The organism is Enterococcus sp. FDAARGOS_553 (assembly GCF_003812305.1).
GTDB classification, from domain to species: Bacteria; Bacillota; Bacilli; order Lactobacillales; family Enterococcaceae; genus Enterococcus_D; species Enterococcus_D gallinarum.
Window position 1 is genome coordinate 2,441,135 of the sequence record NZ_CP033740.1, and the last position, 20,091, is coordinate 2,461,225.

The 20,091-nt window shown below is 38.4% G+C and carries 20 protein-coding genes and 1 pseudogene; 20 read left to right on the forward strand and 1 reads right to left on the reverse strand.

Annotated elements, in window-relative coordinates; all coding sequences use genetic code 11:
• The first annotated feature begins 24 nt into the window (after positions 1-24).
• The 18 genes and pseudogenes from EGX73_RS12165 to EGX73_RS12255 all read left to right on the forward strand — a co-directional run bounded on the left by EGX73_RS12165 (position 25) and on the right by EGX73_RS12255 (position 16,066).
• Positions 25-297, forward strand: a complete 273-nt coding sequence (locus EGX73_RS12165) for a UPF0223 family protein (RefSeq protein ID WP_021150945.1) — start codon at positions 25-27, stop codon at positions 295-297.
• A gap of 9 nt (positions 298-306) precedes the next feature.
• Entirely contained in the window at positions 307-1,074 is a 768-nt protein-coding gene (locus tag EGX73_RS12170; protein ID WP_003127227.1) for an inositol monophosphatase family protein, read from the forward strand.
• A 128-nt stretch (positions 1,075-1,202) separates the two neighbouring features.
• Positions 1,203-3,032: a translational GTPase TypA gene (gene typA / locus EGX73_RS12180; protein ID WP_003127228.1), complete on the forward strand. Its 1,830-nt coding sequence runs from the start codon at positions 1,203-1,205 to the stop codon at positions 3,030-3,032.
• A gap of 243 nt (positions 3,033-3,275) precedes the next feature.
• Positions 3,276-4,649 (forward strand): 23S rRNA (uracil(1939)-C(5))-methyltransferase RlmD, encoded by a 1,374-nt coding sequence (gene rlmD / locus EGX73_RS12185; protein WP_086269219.1) that lies wholly within the window; start codon positions 3,276-3,278, stop codon positions 4,647-4,649.
• 424 nt (positions 4,650-5,073) lie between these two features.
• Positions 5,074-5,736, forward strand: a pseudogene (locus tag EGX73_RS12195) (rRNA adenine N(6)-methyltransferase family protein).
• An 819-nt stretch (positions 5,737-6,555) separates the two neighbouring features.
• Positions 6,556-7,401 carry a sialate O-acetylesterase gene (locus EGX73_RS12200; protein ID WP_227173559.1) on the forward strand — a complete coding sequence of 282 codons (846 nt, stop codon included), beginning with the start codon at positions 6,556-6,558 and terminating at the stop codon, positions 7,399-7,401.
• 48 nt (positions 7,402-7,449) lie between these two features.
• A complete protein-coding gene (locus EGX73_RS12205) occupies positions 7,450-7,980 on the forward strand; it encodes a PadR family transcriptional regulator (protein WP_003127233.1) in 531 nt (176 codons plus the stop codon).
• A 471-nt stretch (positions 7,981-8,451) separates the two neighbouring features.
• A complete protein-coding gene (gene map / locus EGX73_RS12210; RefSeq protein WP_041120259.1) occupies positions 8,452-9,216 on the forward strand; it encodes a type I methionyl aminopeptidase in 765 nt (254 codons plus the stop codon).
• A gap of 510 nt (positions 9,217-9,726) precedes the next feature.
• Positions 9,727-10,194, forward strand: a complete 468-nt coding sequence (locus EGX73_RS12215) for a MarR family winged helix-turn-helix transcriptional regulator (RefSeq protein WP_034704739.1) — start codon at positions 9,727-9,729, stop codon at positions 10,192-10,194.
• Positions 10,181-10,720 (forward strand): flavodoxin domain-containing protein, encoded by a 540-nt coding sequence (locus tag EGX73_RS12220; protein ID WP_003127237.1) that lies wholly within the window; start codon positions 10,181-10,183, stop codon positions 10,718-10,720. The genes EGX73_RS12215 and EGX73_RS12220 overlap by 14 nt, the downstream gene beginning before the upstream one ends.
• Before the next feature lie 408 nt (positions 10,721-11,128).
• Positions 11,129-11,953 carry a prenyltransferase gene (locus tag EGX73_RS12225; RefSeq protein ID WP_123866973.1) on the forward strand — a complete coding sequence of 275 codons (825 nt, stop codon included), beginning with the start codon at positions 11,129-11,131 and terminating at the stop codon, positions 11,951-11,953.
• A gap of 36 nt (positions 11,954-11,989) precedes the next feature.
• Entirely contained in the window at positions 11,990-12,478 is a 489-nt protein-coding gene (locus EGX73_RS12230; protein ID WP_003127241.1) for a GNAT family N-acetyltransferase, read from the forward strand.
• A 142-nt stretch (positions 12,479-12,620) separates the two neighbouring features.
• Positions 12,621-13,160, forward strand: coding sequence for a DUF1697 domain-containing protein (locus EGX73_RS12235; RefSeq protein WP_003127242.1), 540 nt, complete (start codon positions 12,621-12,623; stop codon positions 13,158-13,160).
• A gap of 242 nt (positions 13,161-13,402) precedes the next feature.
• Positions 13,403-14,395 (forward strand): serine hydrolase, encoded by a 993-nt coding sequence (locus EGX73_RS12240; protein WP_005472538.1) that lies wholly within the window; start codon positions 13,403-13,405, stop codon positions 14,393-14,395.
• A 135-nt stretch (positions 14,396-14,530) separates the two neighbouring features.
• Positions 14,531-14,953, forward strand: coding sequence for an SRPBCC family protein (locus tag EGX73_RS12245; RefSeq protein ID WP_003127244.1), 423 nt, complete (start codon positions 14,531-14,533; stop codon positions 14,951-14,953).
• 115 nt (positions 14,954-15,068) lie between these two features.
• Positions 15,069-15,242: a hypothetical protein gene (locus EGX73_RS15965; RefSeq protein WP_005472541.1), complete on the forward strand. Its 174-nt coding sequence runs from the start codon at positions 15,069-15,071 to the stop codon at positions 15,240-15,242.
• 20 nt (positions 15,243-15,262) lie between these two features.
• The gene (locus EGX73_RS12250) at positions 15,263-15,568 is read left to right on the forward strand and encodes an N-acetyltransferase (protein WP_005472543.1); all 306 of its coding nucleotides are present in this window, start codon (positions 15,263-15,265) and stop codon (positions 15,566-15,568) included.
• Positions 15,569-15,733: 165 nt separating this feature from the next.
• Positions 15,734-16,066 carry a GNAT family N-acetyltransferase gene (locus EGX73_RS12255; RefSeq protein ID WP_003127246.1) on the forward strand — a complete coding sequence of 111 codons (333 nt, stop codon included), beginning with the start codon at positions 15,734-15,736 and terminating at the stop codon, positions 16,064-16,066.
• 248 nt (positions 16,067-16,314) lie between these two features.
• Here the strand turns inward: EGX73_RS12255 and EGX73_RS12260 are convergent, their stop codons facing one another.
• A complete protein-coding gene (locus EGX73_RS12260) occupies positions 16,315-16,845 on the reverse strand; it encodes a hypothetical protein (RefSeq protein ID WP_003127248.1) in 531 nt (176 codons plus the stop codon).
• Positions 16,846-16,984: 139 nt separating this feature from the next.
• Between EGX73_RS12260 and EGX73_RS12265 the strand changes: the two genes are divergently transcribed.
• A complete protein-coding gene (locus tag EGX73_RS12265) occupies positions 16,985-19,468 on the forward strand; it encodes a vitamin B12-dependent ribonucleotide reductase (RefSeq protein ID WP_123866974.1) in 2,484 nt (827 codons plus the stop codon).
• A gap of 121 nt (positions 19,469-19,589) precedes the next feature.
• Positions 19,590-20,009 carry a DUF4430 domain-containing protein gene (locus EGX73_RS12270; protein WP_029486889.1) on the forward strand — a complete coding sequence of 140 codons (420 nt, stop codon included), beginning with the start codon at positions 19,590-19,592 and terminating at the stop codon, positions 20,007-20,009.
• Positions 20,010-20,091 lie beyond the last annotated feature (82 nt).

The window sequence follows — 20,091 nt, forward strand, 5'->3', positions numbered from 1 at the left end:
ATAGGACGAATAGGGGTGATTAAAATGCGTGATTATCAATATCCTCTAGATCTGGACTGGTCAACAGATGAAATGGTTATTGTAATGAATCTATGGGATCGCTTAGAACGAGCCTACGAGAAAGGGATCCCGGCAGCGGAGTTTTTAGAAGCTTATCAGCAGTTTAAGAAAGTTGTGCCAAGTATTGGGGAAGAGCGCCGTTTAGGCAGAGATTTCGAAGACTTGAGCGGATACTCATTGTATCGAACGGTTCAAGCGGCCAAGACGACAAGCGGTAAACTGAAAATGAAGGAGTAGAAAGCAACCATGCAAGAAATCGTTAGTGAAATCCATAGCTGGATGATTGCAGCAGGGGAAAAAATCAAAGAAAACCTAAATAAAGAGTCTCTGATCGTTGAAACAAAATCAGGTCGGAAAGATTTGGTGACTGAACTGGATAAGGCGACGCAGGATTTTCTAATTGAGAAGATTCAAGCCTTTGACCCAGAAGCAAAAATTCTAGGGGAAGAAAATGGTTTAGATCGACTTTCAGATTTTAGTGGACGAGTATTTATCATTGATCCTATTGACGGAACCATGAATTTCGTGTTGGAAAAAGAGAATTTCTGTATCATGATTGCTGTATATGAAGAAGGCCAAGGACGTTTTGGCTTTGTTTATAATGTCATGAAAAATGAATTTCTTTGGGGTGGTCCGGAAATTGGGGTCTTTTGCAACGGAAAAAAAATCGATCCGCCGAAAGATATCGCTTTAGAGGAAGGATTGATCGGATTAAATGCGCCCATGTTGATGCATAATCGTCATCATGAAGTCGAAATGAGTGAACGGGCACTAGGTGTACGGATGACCGGTTGTGCGGGCATCGAATTGATTGCGCTGGTCTTAGGTCAGCGCGCAGGCTATATTTCCAACCTAGCGCCATGGGACTATGCCCCTGGCGGTATCTTAATGGAAACATTAGGTTTGAAGATGGCGAATATCACCGGAGAGGAACTTGCTCTAGATGGTCGGGAATTGTTTATTGGTGGCACACCAACAGCATTTCAAGAATTATTGACGATCGCAAATCAATAAATGACGAGCAGATATCTACGGGTATCTGTTTTTTTCTGTAAAAATGAAAACTTTGCACTATATTTCAGAAAGAAATTCTGGTATAATGGCTTGTCGAGTGCAATGTCACCAAAAAAGGAGTTTATAAATTGAATATTAGAAATGATATCCGCAACGTCGCTATTATTGCCCACGTTGACCACGGAAAAACTACATTAGTTGATGAATTATTGAAACAATCCCAAACGTTAGATAGCCATACCCAATTACAAGAACGGGCGATGGATTCAAATGCGATCGAGAAAGAACGTGGTATCACGATCTTAGCAAAAAATACGGCCGTTGAATACAATGGCACAAAAATCAACATCATGGATACCCCGGGACACGCGGACTTCGGTGGAGAAGTGGAACGAATCATGAAAATGGTCGACGGTGTTGTCTTAGTTGTTGATGCGTATGAAGGAACGATGCCGCAAACACGTTTTGTTTTGAAAAAAGCGTTGGAACAACATTTAGTGCCAATCGTTGTTGTAAACAAAATTGATAAACCATCTGCTCGTCCAGAACACGTTGTCGATGAAGTGTTGGAATTATTTATTGAATTAGGGGCAGATGACGACCAATTAGATTTCCCAGTCATTTACGCTTCTGCAATCAACGGTACATCTAGTGCATCAGACGATCCAGCTGATCAGCAAAAAACGATGGCGCCATTGTTCGATACGATCATTGAACACATTCCAGCACCAATCGACAACAGTGACGAACCTTTGCAATTCCAAGTATCATTGCTTGATTATAATGATTATGTTGGACGTATCGGAATTGGCCGTGTCTTCCGCGGATCAATCAAAGTCGGCGACCAAGTTGCATTGATGAAATTAAATGGAGAAGTCAAAAAATTCCGTGTAACGAAACTTTTCGGTTTCTTTGGTTTGAAACGTTTAGAGATCCAAGAAGCCAAAGCCGGTGATTTGATCGCGGTTTCCGGAATGGAAGATATCTTCGTTGGTGAAACAGTGACACCAATTGATCACCAAGATTCATTACCTGTGCTGCATATTGATGAACCAACATTGCAAATGACATTCATCGTGAACAATTCTCCTTTTGCTGGTCGTGAAGGAAAATTCGTTACAGCACGTAAAATCGAAGAGCGCTTGATGGCTCAATTGCAAACAGACGTGTCATTGCGTGTTGATCCAATTGGACCTGACTCATGGATCGTTTCTGGCCGTGGAGAACTTCATTTGTCGATCTTGATCGAAAATATGCGTCGTGAAGGCTTTGAATTGCAAGTTTCTCGTCCAGAAGTCATTGAACGTGAAATTGATGGCGTGAAATGTGAACCATTTGAACGTGTTCAAATCGATACACCGGAAGAATACATGGGATCAGTCATCGAATCATTGGGCATGCGTAAAGCAGAAATGCAAGACATGATCAATACAGGAAATGGACAAGTGCGCATCATTTTCTTGGCACCTGCTCGAGGATTGATCGGTTATACGACAGAATTCTTATCTATGACTCGCGGTTACGGCATCATGCACCACACCTTCGATCAATATTTGCCAATGATCCAAGGTCAAATCGGTGGTCGTCATCAAGGCGCACTGGTTTCTATCGATACAGGTAAAGCAACGACTTACTCGATCATGAGTATTGAAGAACGGGGAACTGTTTTTGTTGAACCAGGTACCGAAGTATACGAAGGAATGATCATTGGTGAAAACTCTCGTGACAAAGACTTAACCGTTAATATCACGAAAGCAAAACAAATGACTAACGTTCGTTCAGCAAACAAAGACCAAACATCCGTTATCAAGAAACCTCGCATTCTTTCTTTGGAAGAATCATTGGAATTCTTGAACGATGATGAATACTGTGAAGTAACCCCAGAAAGCATTCGTTTGAGAAAACAAATCTTGAACAAGAGCGAACGGGAAAAATCACAGAAAAAGAAAAACAGCTGATAAATAAAACACCTAAGGAAGTCTAAGACTTCTCGTGTAGATGATTTTCCGAAGAATAGAAAAGGAATTGCTCTTGTGGTGCAGCGGCTCTTCGCCGCAGAGCCTAAAAGCAATCAGCCGATTCTATCCTTCGGATGTTTTTTGTTCAAAATGTTGGCGAAGAGCCATCATCGAAATAAACAGCGCTTGCAATTTCAGTGATTCCTTTTTAAAATGAGAAAAGCAAGTACAAAGGAGAAACCTATGAAAAATTATCCTGTTAAGAAGAATCAGGAACTTGAGGTCGATATTTTAGATCTTTCCCATGAAGGAAACGGCATCGCCAAAGTCGATGGCTATTTACTTTTTATTGAAAACACATTACCCGGCGAACGTGCGTTAGTCAAAGTGTTGAAAGTTGGCAACAAATTCGGTTTTGCCAAAGTGATGAAACTGTTACAAACGAGTCCAGATCGTCAAGAACTGCCTAATGAAGATTTGTTGCGAACCGGTATCGCACCTTTGAGTCATTTGAAGTACGAAAAGCAATTGGCATTCAAACAACAACAAGTAGAGAATGTTTTAGCAAAAGTCGCGAAAATGCCGCAAGTTGAGGTATTGCCTACGATCGGCATGGAACAACCTTTTGGCTACCGTAACAAAGCGCAAATTCCCGTTCAAAAAATCAAAGGGCAGTTGACTACTGGTTTTTACCGCAAAAATAGTCATACCTTGGTGCCAATCGAAGATTTCTATATCCAAGATCCGGCGATCGATCAAGCAATCGTAACCGTGCGGAACATTTTGCAGCGTTTTAACGTCAAAGCCTACAACGAAGAAGCTCACGAAGGCTTTTTACGACACGTTGTGATCCGTCGCGGACACCACTCAGGAGAAATGATGGTCGTTTTAGTCACACGAAAAGCGAAGTTTTTCAAAGGAGAAGAGATTGCTGAAGTCATTCATGAAGAGCTTCCTGAAGTAGTATCGGTGATCCAAAATATCAATGAAGAAAAAACCAATGTCATCATGGGTGATGTAGAGAAAGTCCTTTATGGAAAAGCTTCGATTGATGACCAATTGTTCGATAAGACGTTCCAAATCTCTGCCAAATCTTTCTACCAAGTCAATACGGCCCAAACAGAAGTGCTGTATCAAAAAGCGTTTGAATTAGCAGATCTACAGCCGGATGACATTGTCGTGGATGCATATGCCGGAATCGGAACCATCGGAATCAGTTTAGCTGATCGTGTCCAAGAAGTTCTCGGAATGGAAGTTGTTGCTGAAGCGGTCGAAGATGCCAAAGCAAATGCTGCGAGAAATGGCTTAGAAAATGTTCATTACTTTGTAGGCAAAGCGGAGAAGATTATGCCTCAATGGTTACGTGAAGGCATTCAGCCAACTGTTGTCTTTGTCGATCCGCCAAGAAAAGGTCTAGAAGCTAGCTTTATCGAGACAACAGCTGCGGTTAAGCCAGAGCGCATTGTCTATATTTCTTGCAACCCAGCCACACTAGCACGTGATCTAGCGCTATTTGCAGAAGAAGGCTATGTGACAAAACAAGTCCAGCCAGTTGATCTATTCCCACAAACCACTCATGTTGAGTGTGTTGTCTTGATGTCAAGGGTGGAGAAATAGGACTTTTCAAAGCGCTGATAAATAAAGGGTTTCCTGACATTGAACTTTTCTCACGGCTACTTTGCCGAGGATGTTAATGTCGGGAAACCCTTATTTTTATTCTTTGAGGAAACATATTTACCGCAAAAATGTTCGTAAGGTTGTGGAGACAGATTAGATAACTTCATGAGGTTGTGGAGATAGGATAGATGAAACATTCCCTACTTTTGAAATGAAGGGCTATTCTTATCCCAATATTTAAGATATACATATCATAATATTTGAGTTGAAAAAGTAATTACATTTCAAGTGTAAATAGTCATTCCTATAGACTGTTTTTCTTGGTATTATAAAAAGAAAAAGCAGGTGTGGATATGGAAAGTGAAGATAAAGTACAAAAACAGCCTATGGACTTTTATAATATGTCAGATTTTTTGTAGGTAGTTTGAACTTTAAAGAAGATGATCTTGTCTACGAGATAGGTACTGGAAAAGGTCATTTAACGGAATCTTTAGCAAAACGAACGAAAAAAGTTATCTCTATAGAGAAAGATAAGTAGTTAACTGAAAAAGCGAAAAAGAAGTTAAAAACGTACGCCAATGTGCGAGTATACCACGTGGATGTTTTGAAATACTCGTTTCCCAATAAAGATATACAATATCGGGTGTTTGGAAATATTCCATTTAACATTAGTACCGACATAGTGAGGAAAGTTGTTTTTCATAGTCGTGCATATCAAATTGATTTGATTGTTGAGTATGGTTTTGCTTTGCGACTGATGGATACATCAAGATTACTTGGGGCTCTTTTGTTGCTGGAGGTAGAAGTCCATATACTAAAAAAGATTCCGAATTATTATTTTCATCCTAAACCAAATGTTCAATGTGCATTGGTTCGTTTGGTACGGAGATCAAATCGTTTCAGTAAAAAAGAAATAGAGGAATATAAAAAATTTATTGAAGCGTGGATATCGGGGAATATTCATTTGATATTTACAAAAAATCAATTGAGAAGATCGTTAGCGAAAGCTGGAATTACTACAGAAAAGCAAATAAATTATTCTCAAGCTCTCTCTCTTTTTAAAAGCTATAGATTATTTAAAGGATGATGTAGTCGTCAAACTATATTAAAGAAATAAAAACTAAAGATTAAAGGTAGAATGATAAATTTATTTACTAACTATACTTTTAGTTTAAAAGAGTGAGTTCATTGTTAAGGAATGCTGATGAATCAAAAATCAGCATTTCATGTCAAGAGGATAATAGGGATAGGGGATATCTATACTCTATCCCTATTTTAATGTTTCAGAAAATTACATTGTTGAGAATGGTTTATCAGTTTTAAAAGTGATAGAATCAAAAAAGGCAATGTCTAGTGTTAAGGCTTGTTTCATTCATTAACCATATGATAATTTCTTGCATTTATATATTATCTGTCTGTTTTCTATAAAATCAGATTTGTTTGTTACTATCTATTATTCTTGATGTAAACTTTACCACATTTTTCCATCATTTGTTGAGTCATAAAAAATAATTAAAAGCTAGTGAATGTGTTCCCTCTTATCGATAATATCAAGAAATAAATTAAATTATAGTTTACTGAAAATTAATGCCAACTGGGGTTTGAAGTAACGTATTTCCCTTAGTCGGCTATTTTTTACGATTAATTAGCTCAGAAATCAATTGGAGAGCGTAAATGTAAAAATAATGGATGAATAGGTCTCAGTCTCGTCAAAAAATATTGTTGACAATAAGTCTAATTAGACTATAATGTTTATATGATATTCGTCTAATTAGACTATGATTATTTTTATAACTCAAGAAAATTGAACGAAGCAGTCAATTAACTGAGTATCTCCACAATATTTATTGAAGCTTGGAAGTATTTCTTCGCAAATAGCCAATAGAAAGAAAGGATGAAGAAAATGATGAAATCATTTTTAATGATAGGACAATCTAATATGGCAGGGCGAGGGTTCATCCAGGATGTACCTCCCATTTATAATGAAAAAATTAAAATGTTGCGTAATGGAAGATGGCAAATGATGACGGAACCCATTAATTATGATCGCCCTGTTTCTGGAATCAGTCTAGCTGGTTCCTTTGCAGATGCATGGTGTCATGAAAATCCAGAAGAGACGATTGGCTTAATTCCTTGTGCGGAAGGTGGCAGTACGCTGGATGAGTGGCATGTAGATCAGGCTCTTTTTAGACATGCTATAACAGAAGCAAAATTTGCTATGGAGAATAGTGAATTAACAGGAATTCTTTGGCACCAAGGAGAAAGCGATAGTATGAATGGGAAGTATAAAGTCTATTACCAAAAATTACTTTCAATTATGAAGGCTTTTAGAGAGGAATTAAATGCCCCCAATATACCGATCATTATTGGTGGCTTAGGAGATTTTCTAGGTAAAGAGGGGTTCGGAAAAAATTGTACAGAATATAATTTCATCAATCAAGAATTGCAAAAATTTGCTTTCGAACAAGATAATTGTTACTTTGTCACAGCAGAAGGTTTAACATCTAATCCTGATGGTATTCATATCGATGCAATTTCACAAAGAAAATTTGGCTTACGATATTTTGCAGCTTTCTCTAATAGGCAGCATATATTAAATCCATTAAATAATGAAAATGAATGGACCAAGCTTCATAATGAACGACCACATACCCAAACGGAAAAGATATATATGGCAAGTCTGGAATTGGCGTTAGGCAAAATTTCCTATTCTCAATTTGAAACACATCTGAAACAAATCTCTAAGGGGTAAGGTGTAGCATAATAGTATATGAGTTCGAGGTGTGAGGAGGGCATTTTTTTGATTCCACTACTAATTTTAGGTCTATTAAAGCAAAAACCGGGTTCCTATGGGTACGAATTATTAGCTTTAATGGAGGATCGTCACTATAAATATATCGTAAACTATACAAAAGGATCCTTCTATTATAATCTGCAACAATTAGAAGAAAAGCAATATATTAAAAAAATTGATCAACTGGATGACACGAGAGAAAAGCATAATTATATCATTACAGAACGAGGAAACAAAGAATTCGAAAAATTAATGGTAAAGTATGGATCTAAGACCGATTATATCAATTTCTCTTTTTATGCAGCGATGTTATTTGCTAACGAATATAAAAAAGAGGAATTTATAAAGCTAATAAAAATACAAATTGAACAAACGAAAAAGAAAATTTTTTTATTAGATCAAACACTTCAACATAATGAAGCTATCCCTACTTATTTTAAAAAGATGTTGGAAAATTCCCGTTCTCATCATGTCGTAAACGTGCAATGGTTTGAAGAATTATTAAAGGATACTACTAGTGAAAGCACATCTAAATAACCGAACACACCCCAGAAAGAAGACATCTAGCTATTATGAAGCTTGAGGAGGATTTGTTTTGCTGAGGTCTATCGTTATCAAAGAAATTGAAAGCAAATGGACAGAATCTATCTTTCTAAAGAGAATGAAGGGAAAAGGGATAGTTGGTATATAGCATTTTTAAATATCAAAAGGGAAGATGCCATGAGGATATTAGAGCGTCCATTCGAGAAAACGGATTTTTATCAGAGCGAAAAGCATGTTATATGATATTTATTGATCTGCTCCAACGGACGACGCTCTCCTAAAAAAGCCATCGTATACTGCTATGTTTCCTAGGATGTAAAGAATAAATCTTCTTCTTTTTTGGACTGCAGAGAAATAAAAAGGCTACTCGGCATTCTGGCTGAAAGCTTCGGTAGAAATATGGGAATTAAATCAGTTTGAAACTTTGCAACAAAATCTTATAAAAATTTGAAAGCGGGAGTACACATGATTACCTTAAAATCTAAAAGAGAAATTGAGTTGATGGCTGAATCTGGATCGTTATTAGCCGATGTTCATATCCATCTACGAGATTTTATCAAGCCGGGAATTACTAGCTGGGACATTGAAGTTTTTGTGCGTCAATACATCGAAAGTCATGGAGGTATTGCTGCCCAAATTGGATTTGAAGGTTATAAGTATGCTACATGTATCAGTGTGAACGACGAAATTTGTCACGGATTTCCTAAAAAACAAGTCTTAAAGTCAGGTGATTTGGTTAAAGTTGACATGTGTGTCAATTTAAATGGCGCGATCTCGGACTCTTGTTGGGCTTATGTAGTAGGTGCAAGCACACCGGAAGTTGACAATTTGATGGCGGTAACTAAAAAAGCTCTTTATCTTGGAATCGAGCAAGCACAGGTTGGTAATCGGACTGGGGATATTGGTCATGCGATACAAGCTTATGTAGAAGCACAAGGGTACAGCGTCGTACGAGATTTTATTGCTCATGGAATTGGACCTAGTATCCATGAGGAACCTTTCTTTGCTCATTATGGGACACCTGGGAAAGGGGTTCGTCTGAGAGAGGGAATGATCATCACGATTGAACCCATGGTGAATGTAGGTGATGGGCAAGTAAAGATGATGTCTAATGGATGGGAAGCAAGAACTCTAGATGGCAGTTTAAGTTGTCAATATGAGCATAGCTTGGCAATCACTAAAGCTGGGCCGTTAATTCTAACATCTCAAGGAGAAGAAGGAACTTATTAAACGAAATATATGATTTATAAATCGGCATTAATGGATAAGGATAGAAAAGTATTTTTATTTTAGCGGCAACCGGTGCTCCTTTTCTTTTATCCAATAAATCGCATGAAAAGAACGATTTTTCGTAATTTCATACGACTTTTTCTAGGGACTTATGTCACAGCTCCTTTGCGCAGACAGTACGATTGGTAGATATGTTCCCGTCTACCGATAGCCCCAAAAACGCAGTAGATATGTTTCCGAGAACGGCCAGGTTCGAATGACATTCATTCTGTCCTCTCAAGCCATGTGGAATGTGTGGTCTTGTTGACCAAGTAAGATTAAACAAATATCAGAACGACTCAGAAAATATCCTGAGTCGTTCTTTTTAAGTAGATGAACAAAAGCTAGCGATTACGAGAAGAAGGCGCATTTTAATGTAATAAACTAAACGCGACAACTTAATCTTGATAATAAGCAATAGGTTGCATATAATATAGGTAACCTATTACCTATTGTGAAAGGGAAATGCTGATGAAGGCCCCAGAAAATCCTAGACATCTATTATTTGGTGGAACATTTATTCTAGCGAACAAACTCCAATTTGCAGGAGACAAATCTGTCACTGGATTAACCACGAAACAATGGTTTTTACTAATGAATCTTAGAGAACTTTCTAAAGTGAGTGTACCTAGTGTCAATGAATTAGCGAGTACGATGAATACATCAAGACAAAATATTGCCAAGATGCTCGACACAATGGAAAAAGAAGGACTTGTATCAGTTAGTCAAAGTGCCCAAGATAAGCGAGTCAAAGAAGTTTTTATAACAAAAAAAGGACAACAATTGGCAAAACAAAGTGAAAAAGAAAGTCAAGATTTTCGAGATAAAGTTTTTACAGGAATAACAGACAATGAATTGGCAATTGCTTCTCAAGTCACACTAAAGATGATAGAGAATCTGGAACGCATAATCAAGGAGATGGATCATGATGAAGGATAACCTAGCGGTTGTATACTTTTCTAAACATGGGATGACAGAAAAATATGCCAGATGGATTGCAGAAGAGTTGAACGCAGCACTTATCGACGGGAAAAAAGTCAAAGACGTAGAATTGCGTAAATATTCATTTGTCATTTTTGGCGGTCCTATTTATGCTGGGAAAATCACTGGTGTTGATTTACTGAAACGAAACCTTTTCGATCATCTGGTTGTATTTACAGTTGGTCTGAGCGATCCCGTCGGTACGGATTATGCTGATTTAGATAAGAGTCTTCAAAAATTAAAAAGCATTCCCGAAGGTATTTTTCATTTTCGAGGCGGAATCGATTATACACAATTAAGCATGGCAAATAAACTGCTGTTAAAAGTGATAATAAACTCGTTAAAAAAAGTACCTGATGCTGAACTTACTTCGGAAAACAAAGCATTGATCGAAACATATGGACAGACGGTCGATTTTAGTGATAGAACCGCTATTGAACCGTTGGTAGCTTATGTAAGAAAGTTAGTTGAGAAGGAAAGTTAAACTGATAAAGTCATACACTTAATGAGGTGGATGATTCATCTTACATATGGATTGAATGGATTGTTAAAGACGTCTCTGCAAAAGAGTCGTCTTTTTGTTTTCAAAGGCAAACCAATTTAATCAAAATTGGTAACTTCTGAAGTAGATGATTGATTCATTCTCCATTTTACTTTTAAACAGGGAAATAGTAAACTTGAGGAAAATCAATGCGATAGTTTTTCACTCACCGTTCAAGACATTCGGTTGAAAAAATAACAAAAATCCTGCAAAACGGATGCTTATCGGGTTTTCTTCGAACAGGATTGACCAGAGAAACAAGGAGAGTTGCTAGAGACGTGCTACTAAGTTTTTTTACAGGAAATCCAGTTTATATTTGCTTGCAGTCTAATTTAGGCAGAGGAGAAGGCTATGGATAAACTTTATTTGGAAGACATAGAAGAGATTATCGCACATCGATACGACAATGGCGCCGATTACTGGACGACTGAGGACCGAAAATTATTGAAAGGGGCTCCGTTTACCACGTTAGAAAGTCCAATGTACTTACTTGAACTGGGAGTGTCTCCCCAGGATGCGATCCTAACAGAAACAGCGGAGCTGATTTTCAGCACTTGGAGAGAAGATGGTCGTTTCAAAACTTCCCCATCTGGTGGGCTGTATCCTTGCCATACGGCGTTAGCCCTAAGGAACCTGTGTGTTCTCGGTTATGCGGAAGATCAACGGCTTCTTAAGACCTTCGACTATTTTATTTCCACACAGCAAGAAGATCGGGGTTGGAAATGCAACAAGTATAGCTTTGGTCGAGGACCTGAAACGGAGCATTCTACACCGATGACGACTTTAACGTTATTAGATGCCTTTCGCTATAGTCCATTCGGAAAGAATCAAGCGGTTATCCATCCTGCGATCGAGTTTCTGTTGACGCATTGGAGACTGAAAAAGCCAATCAGTCCTTGTCATTATGGCATTGGCACGCTGTTCATGCAGACGGAATATCCTTTTAGGGGATATAATCTCTTTTATTATCTGTATGTTTTATCCTTTTACCCTTATGCGAAACGAGATGAGCGCTTTTTGGAAGCGTTACACCAATTTGAAACAAAATTAGTAGAGGGCCAAGTCATTGTAGAACGTGTTGTGCCGAAGTTAGGAAAGATGAATTTTTGTAAAAAGGGACAGGCCAGTCAATTAGCAACGAAACGTTATCAAGAAATATTAACCAACTTAGCATAGCATTTTTGGCAATTCAGCAGAACAGGAGGCAAGAAAATGACAGAAACTTGTTTGACACTTCGTCCATTGACCAATGAGATCGAACTAGTCGATCGCTGGTTAAGAAAAGAGTATATCAAGAAATGGCTTGGTTCGGCAGAAGATTGGTTGACGGAAATCAGAAATGAAACAGGAGAATTTGATTATATCCATCATTTTATCGTCCTTCTTGATGATAAGCCCATCGGATTTTGCCAATATTACGTGTGTGAAAAGACCGTTAAAGGGTACCCATGGGAACATGAGCCGGCTGGAACATTTGGCATTGATTATTTCATTGGGGAAGAGACGTATCTCAAAAAAGGATTTGGAAATATGTTGATCAAAGCACTCGTCATCCATATCATGAGCCATGAACAGGCTCGTCGAATCATTGCAGATCCAGTGCCAGAAAATCAAGTTTCAATCGCTGTGTTGGAAAAAACGGCTTTGAATTGGATGAAGGAACTGGGCTTTATTTCAAAGATCTTTCAGAATGAATGTTGAAAAGCAAGGCAGTTACGAAAACTATGCTTTTTATCTAAGAAGTAAATAGGTGTGTTGAAGTGGACTAGAGACGAAAAGAACTTTTCTTTAAAAGTGTTCTTGGTGCAGAAACGAAAGTGAACCTGGTAAAGGAGTCAGAAGAATGGATCGATATGTTGCTTTATTAAGGGGAATCAATGTCGGCGGGAAAAATAAGTTGAGTATGTCTGAATTAAAAGAAGAATTAAAGAAAGACGAATTTACAGATGTTGTCACTTATCTAAACAGTGGCAATGTTATCTTTTCCAGTAACAGAGAGGACCCACAGATTTTAGCCAATAAAATGAGAACAAGGATCAAGCTCGGCTTTGAGTTAGACATTCCCATTCATGTGATTTTACAAGCCGAACTAAAAGAATTATTAGCAAATGCTCCTGAATGGTGGGGAGATGAGAACAAAGAAATTTATGACAACGTCATATTTATGATGAAGCCATTGTCTTTTGAAGTTTTACTGACTGAGATTGGTGAACCAAAAGCGGACTTTGAAAGAGTGTATCCTTATAAAGACATTGTCTTTTGGTCCTTTATTCGCAAAGAACATCAAAAAACAAATTGGTGGGCAAAGACCGCAAAGCCAAAGGTAAAGGATCAACTGACCATCCGAACAGCCAATACTGTAAGAAAAATTGTTGACATGTGATCAAAGAAAGTCCTGTCAATTATTGGCTGATTCCGCTCTTAAACTCATTGTGAAAGGTTTAGGTAGTGTTCTCTAATTACTGGGTTTTATTGGTCATAAATTGACTTTGAGTGTCGCTTTTTTCAAAGCATGGAAGAAATCAATTGAATGCAAAACTATTCTGAAAATTTTAATTCTCCGAAGAAGGAGCCTTGTAATCTATTTTTAATGGATTTATGCTTATTCTTGAAAGGAGAATGATGATGAAAAAAGCAGAATTGCATGAGTTGATTACGAGTACCCAGCCAAATATTTGTCAAATTGTTGCTTACAAGAACCACGAAGAAGTCTATTCAGATGAATGGAATCATTATCAGAGAAATGATACTTGCCATGTGATGTCGGCGACAAAAAGCGTAGTATCGTTGTTGATCGGAATCGCCATCGATCAGGGAAAAATTTATAGTATTGAAGATAAAGTCCTTGATTATTTTCCTGATTATAGCGTGAAACGAGGAGAAAAAACGATCTATGACGTGACCATCAAACACTTACTCACCATGCAGGCACCTTATAAAGGAAAAGGAGATCCTTGGACAAAAGTCTGTACTAGCCAAGATTGGACGAAAGCTTCTTTAGACTTTTTGGGTGGAAGAAAAGGGTTGACGAATCAATTTGATTATCGAACAGTTTGTCTGCATATTTTGACTGGTTTATTATGCCAAGCAACAAAAATGACCACGGTTGATTTTGCAAACAGCTATTTATTTGAACCCATCGGCGTTAGTCGACATCACAATTACCATGCCGAAACAGCAGCAGAACACAAGCAGTTCACTATCGGAAAAGAGCCAAAGGAGCCGGTTTGGTTTTGTGATCCATTGGGTGTTGGTACAGCTGGTTATGGTTTGTGCTTGTCAGCCAGCGATATGGCGAAAATTGGCGAACTCTGCTTGAACCAAGGCCGACACAAAGGAAAACAAATTGTCTCTGCTGAATGGATCGCAGAAATGAGTACACCAACGCAGCCAGCTCTAATCCAATTTCAGCAGATGCACTATGGGTATTTATGGTGGATACTAGACCCAAAGCAGAATGTCTATTCAGCAATTGGCAATAGCGGCAATGTCATTTACGTTGATTCGAAAAACAAACTGGTTATTGCTGTAACCGCGTATTTCAAACCTACGGTCCTTGATCGGGTCGACTTTGTAGAAACGTATGTGAAGCCATTTGTCCTGACAGAAATAGTCTGAGCCCTTCACTTATTGAAGGGACGAATGGAAAGGAGCGGCGACTGCGTTCCATGAGAATCTTCTTAAAAGAACGTTGAACGAATGAGCATTTCTTGGACAGATACCAACACAAATTAACGATAACGGAGGAACTCTATGGTCAAGGCAACGATTCGTGCCAGTATTGATCAGGATATCCAAAAGATATGGCAAATTGTCACCAATCTTCAGGACTATTCCTGGCGAAGTGATTTAAGTAAAATTGAGGTGATCAATGAAAGGCAGTTTATCGAATACACAAAAAGCGGGTATCCCACAACATTTACGATTATCGACAAAGAGCCTTTCACGTTGTATTCATTTACGATGGAAAACACAAATATGCGAGGGCGTTGGCAAGGAAAATTCACCAAATCAGGTGCTCAGACAGATATGATCTTTACGGAAGAGGTAACGCTGAAGAAGTTTTATTTGAAACCATTTGCTAAAAGATATTTGAAGAAGCAACAGGAGAAATATCTCGCAGATTTGACAGCAATCCTAAAAAGAGAGAAAGAAGTTACGGAAAAATCCCATTGAAATGTATTTCGTTGCTGGCTGCCAACCGCAGCAGACTGCAGCACATCAAGCATAGAACAGACAAGAAAATGACTTGAGACAATCACAAAAGAAAAAGTTTTAAAGGAGTTGACCAATGTTTACTTTCGAGAGAGTGACTGACGCAAATGAACAGGAAGCTGTTTCCATCTATTTAAATAATCAGCCGTACTTTTCTTTAACGGATGATGTGGCTTCCTTGCAGTTATTAAAACAAGATATGGTAGATAAGCCTGAATCAGTAAAGAAAGAAAATAAACGCTTTTTTTAGTTAGAAAGGATACAAAGCCGGTGGCGATCATTGACTACTTAGTTGACTATCCAGAAGAGCAAACCGCTTATATTGGATTATTGCTGATCAATGAAAAGAGGCAAGGACACGGGAAAGCAATCGTTCATAAATTAGAAGAAATTCTTCTTTCTGAAGGGATGACGAAACTAGCCTTGGCCGTTTTATTGAATAATCAACCAGCGGGTAAATTTTGGCGATCGTTAGGTTTTCGGCCCACTAAAGAAACCATTGCTCAAATGAATCAAAAGAAAGTCAAGGTTCTTTCTTACGAAAAAATTTTTGTTCACCCAAGATCAAGGAACTAGCGAGTCTATTTTCAATAAGCAAAACGTCAGTTGACTCTCTACTTGAGATAAGGGTCAAGATGCAATGAGGAGGGGTATCATGTATTTTTGCACACCACGTTGTTTTATCCGTGATTTTAGGATCGAAGATATCCCAACAGTTATGACCTATAGAAATGATTTAGAGTGGATGAAGTACCAAGGTTTCAAAAACAGGAAAAAGCTGCGTATATCAAAGAACTGCTGCATACAAAAAGTTTTTCTGAAGGCAAAAATTTAGCAGTTGTGCACACTTTAGATGAACGGCTGATCGGTGATATCTATTTAAAAAATGAAGCAGATTTTTTCTGGATCGGTTACACGATCCATCCTCATGAGTCTCAAAAAGGATACGGCTCAGAAGTGATTCAAGCGACGATACAGTGGCTGTTTGATCAAGGTGTTCAATCAGTAAAAGCAGAGGTAGCGTCTGGAAATCTAGCTTCGATAAAACTTTTAGAAAAACTTTTTTTTCGTTAGTCAAAACGGAAGAAGACGCACTCTATCAGTTGCATCGCCTTGACTACCCACAACAGAAAAATAGGATAAAACAGGAACAGTGAATCAGAAAGTTCTCTTCAAACAATAAAAATCTTTTTACCTTGTTAAGAAGCCTAGGCTAACTTGGTAAAAAGATTTTTTTTGACGAATCCGCTTCACGTTTCTTTGACAAAAGAGTTGGTAAGTGCTCCTAATTTGGTGATGGTTCGAGCAAAGATTACGCTTTTCTATTTTCTCCATTTATTTAATGCGGGCATCATTCGCTCAAATACGGGGAATAAGATCAAATAAAACAGGAAGTTTCCGCTAGCATGAAACAAATCAAATACGAAGCCTTGAAGATAATAGGCTGTAAAAGAAGGAAACTGATAAAGCCAGACTTCCATCATAGAAACGATCAAACCGTATAGAATACCACAAATGAACGCTAGAAGTGCTTGGATTAAGCGGCTTTGCTTTATGAGAGATATTTTTCCTCCCAGATGAAAAAAAGTAATCATAGCAGCCAGTGCTACAAATTGGCTGATCGTCCAAGGCCCCATCCCTAAATAGATATTTGTACCAAGCAAACTCAATAAAGCAACGATCAAAGCATCAGACAAACTGCCTGCCAGGGCTAATAAAAATAAAATAGCACTCATGGGCTGAACGTTGGGGATCCAGACAAAAAATAAGCGTCCAACGATACAAGACGCAGTAAGGAGTGCTAATAGAGAAATTTTTTGAACGGAAAATATATGGCTATGAGGCTGGAACATCGAAATCGCCGTCTTTCTAATTGATAATCATTCTCATTGTACATGAAAAAAAATAAATTTCAAGATTGAAAAACACATTATGTAGTGTGATAATGAATTCAGGACACAATATGTTGAGTATGGGAAGGTGGCACAAAAAATGAAATACAGTAAACAAACGATAAGCAAGCTAAACGAGGACATTCATATGTTCCCAGAAGTCTCAGCAATCACTACTGAGATGACGAACACATTTGAAGGAATTTCTCGCTTGATCATGCTCGATCGCTATTCTTTCAAGGATCAAAACCACCAAACATTAGATAAGGGTGATTTGGTTATTTTAACCACAAAAGAAGATCCTCAATATCCTGCTCGAGGCATCGGATGGGTAAAGTCTATTGATGACGACATGGTCTCCATAGAGGTTGAAGAAGAGTATCGCTCAGCTATAGAAAATACTGCTGAACAAGTTAATGGTCTTGTCAAACGATGGAAAAATGAGATCGAAAAACCACTGGAACTTTATTTCGAACAAATCGCTCGCCGAGTCGCTAGAGGGATTTCCGATAAAGAGTTAGAGCAGGAGTTGTTTCTTGAGCAGTTTTATCAGCAGATTGCCGAACAAAATCTGATTCCGGCAGGTCGAGTACTTTATGGCGCTGGTACTAATTCTCAAGTTACCTATTTCAATTGCTTTGTGATGCCTTTCATTCACGACTCTCGTAAAGGAATCGCTGTACACAGACAAGAAGTGATGGAGATTATGAGTCGGGGCGGAGGAGTTGGTACTAATGGTTCAACCTTACGGCCAAAAGCTTGTGTGGTCCATGGTGTCAGCGGGCGATCCTCTGGTGCCGTCTCTTGGTTGAATGACTTAGCCAATTTGACGAATCTGGTCGAGCAAGGGGGAAGTCGTCGCGGCGCACAGATGATCATGATGGCTGACTGGCATCCAGACATTTTGGCGTTCATTATTTCTAAAATCCAGAATCCTGCAGTATTGCTGCAGTTAAACAAAACATTGAAAAATGACACTATCAAACAGTTAATCAATGAAAAACTTCATTTTGATCCTTTGTCAAAAATGGAAGAAAAAATGTATACCCATATTGCTCAGCTTCCAGAATCATCAGATACCGAGCAAAATGAAATGATCAAGACAGCAAAAGAAAAGCTACGGCATGGAGGAAGTTTTACGGTTAAAAAAAGCGACTTCCTGACTGGAGCGAATATTTCTGTTTGTTTGACAGAAGAATTCATGGATGCAGTAAAGAAAGACGATTGGTATGCGCTGCGTTTCCCAGATATCGATAATTATTCCGAAGAAGAAATGGCGGAATACGATGCAAAGTGGGCAGAAGTCGGAGATGTGCGAGAATGGGAAGCCGCCGGTCATAAAGTAAAAACCTATCAAAGGATCAGGGCTCGTGAATTGTGGAATTTGATCACTTTTTGTGCCACGTACTCAGCTGAACCGGGTATCTTCTTTATCGATAATGCCAATAAAATGACCAATGCTACAGCCTATGGGCAAAAAGTGGTTGCGACGAATCCTTGTGGTGAACAGCCGTTAACACCTTATGCTGTATGTAATCTAGCAGCAGTCAATTTGGCAAACATGGCCGATCATCAAACGGGGACAGTTGATTTTGCTAAATTAAGAGAAACGGTTAAAACCGCGGTTCGTTTTCAAGACAATGTCATTGATGCGACCCCTTACTTCTTTGATAAAAATGAGCGCCAAGCGAAAGGTGAAAGACGTGTTGGACTTGGCATCATGGGCTTAGCCGATCTACTGATCTATTGTGAGAAAACTTATGGTTCAGCAGAAGGCAATCAATTAGTCGATCAGATTTTTGAGACGATTGCTATCACCGCCTATGAAGCCTCCATTGATTTAGCAAAAGAAAAGGGCAGTTTTCCATTTTTGATTGGGAAAGATGATCAAGAGACACAAGCATTACGAGAGAAGTTTATTGACACAGGGTATATGAAAAAAATGCCAGCCCATATTCGTGAAGGGGTGATGCAATTTGGGATTCGCAACTCACATCTTTTGACTGTCGCACCAACAGGATCGACGGGAACGATGACCGGTGTGTCAACAGGATTAGAGCCTTACTACTCCTTTTCCTATTTTAGAAGTGGCAGATTAGGCAAATTTATTGAGATCAATGCAGCAATCGTTGAAGAATATCTTGCGAATCATCCGGAACAAGACAAAGATCAGCTGCCAGACTTCTTCATTTCAGCAATGGAACTGTCCCCAGAAGAACATGTTGGTGTTCAATGTGCGATTCAACGCTGGGTGGATAGTTCGATTTCAAAAACTGTCAATGCACCGAAAGGGTATTCTGTAAGTCAGGTGGCGAAAGTCTATATGGATCTCTACGATGGTGGTGCCAAAGGCGGTACTGTATACGTGGATGGCAGCCGTGACTCACAAGTATTGACTTTGGAAGCAATCGACAATGAAATAAACACTCAAGTAGAACCAGCAGAAGATCAATTTACCACCCAAACGAATGAACCAGTGATTTCTGGTGACATTTGTCCCATCTGTCATGAAGGAACAATAGAAGAAATTGGCGGTTGTAGTACATGTACCAATTGTAAAATTCAATTGAAATGTGGTTTGTAAAAATAGATCATTAGTGATTGAAGAGATAAGAGATATACCTGTGTTTCAGTAAATATTTAGTATGTTTTTCGATGGATAAAAGAGTAGATTTTAATGACGTATGTCGGGAAGGAATAAATAAATGAAAAAATTGTTAGTCGTAATCGTGTTGTTAGGCGGATTATTTGTCACTAGTGGCTGTCAAGGAAATACGCGTACATCTTCAGAAAATACCCAAAATGCACAAAGTGTAGAAAGCACAGAACGTTCTGTTGATCAGAAACAATTAATAGCTACGATTGTTATCACGAATAAAGGTGAGGAAGTCACCTCAAAAGAAGTTGCTTTTCAAGAAAATGAATCACTACTGAAAGTAATGAAAGAAAACTTTACGATTGAAGAAAAAGATGGCTTTATCACTTCGATCGATGGAATGAGTCAAGATCAAAAGAACAATGTATTTTGGGTCTATACAGTCAATAATGAAATGAGTGATAAAGGTGCCCAAAATCTGCTTTTGAAAAAAGATGATACCATCACTTTTAATTTACAAGCATTCTGACTCACACGTTCGCGAGGTGTGACATAAGTTTTTCAACCGACGAACGTTCTGAATAATGAATTGAATGTTATATTGTGAAATT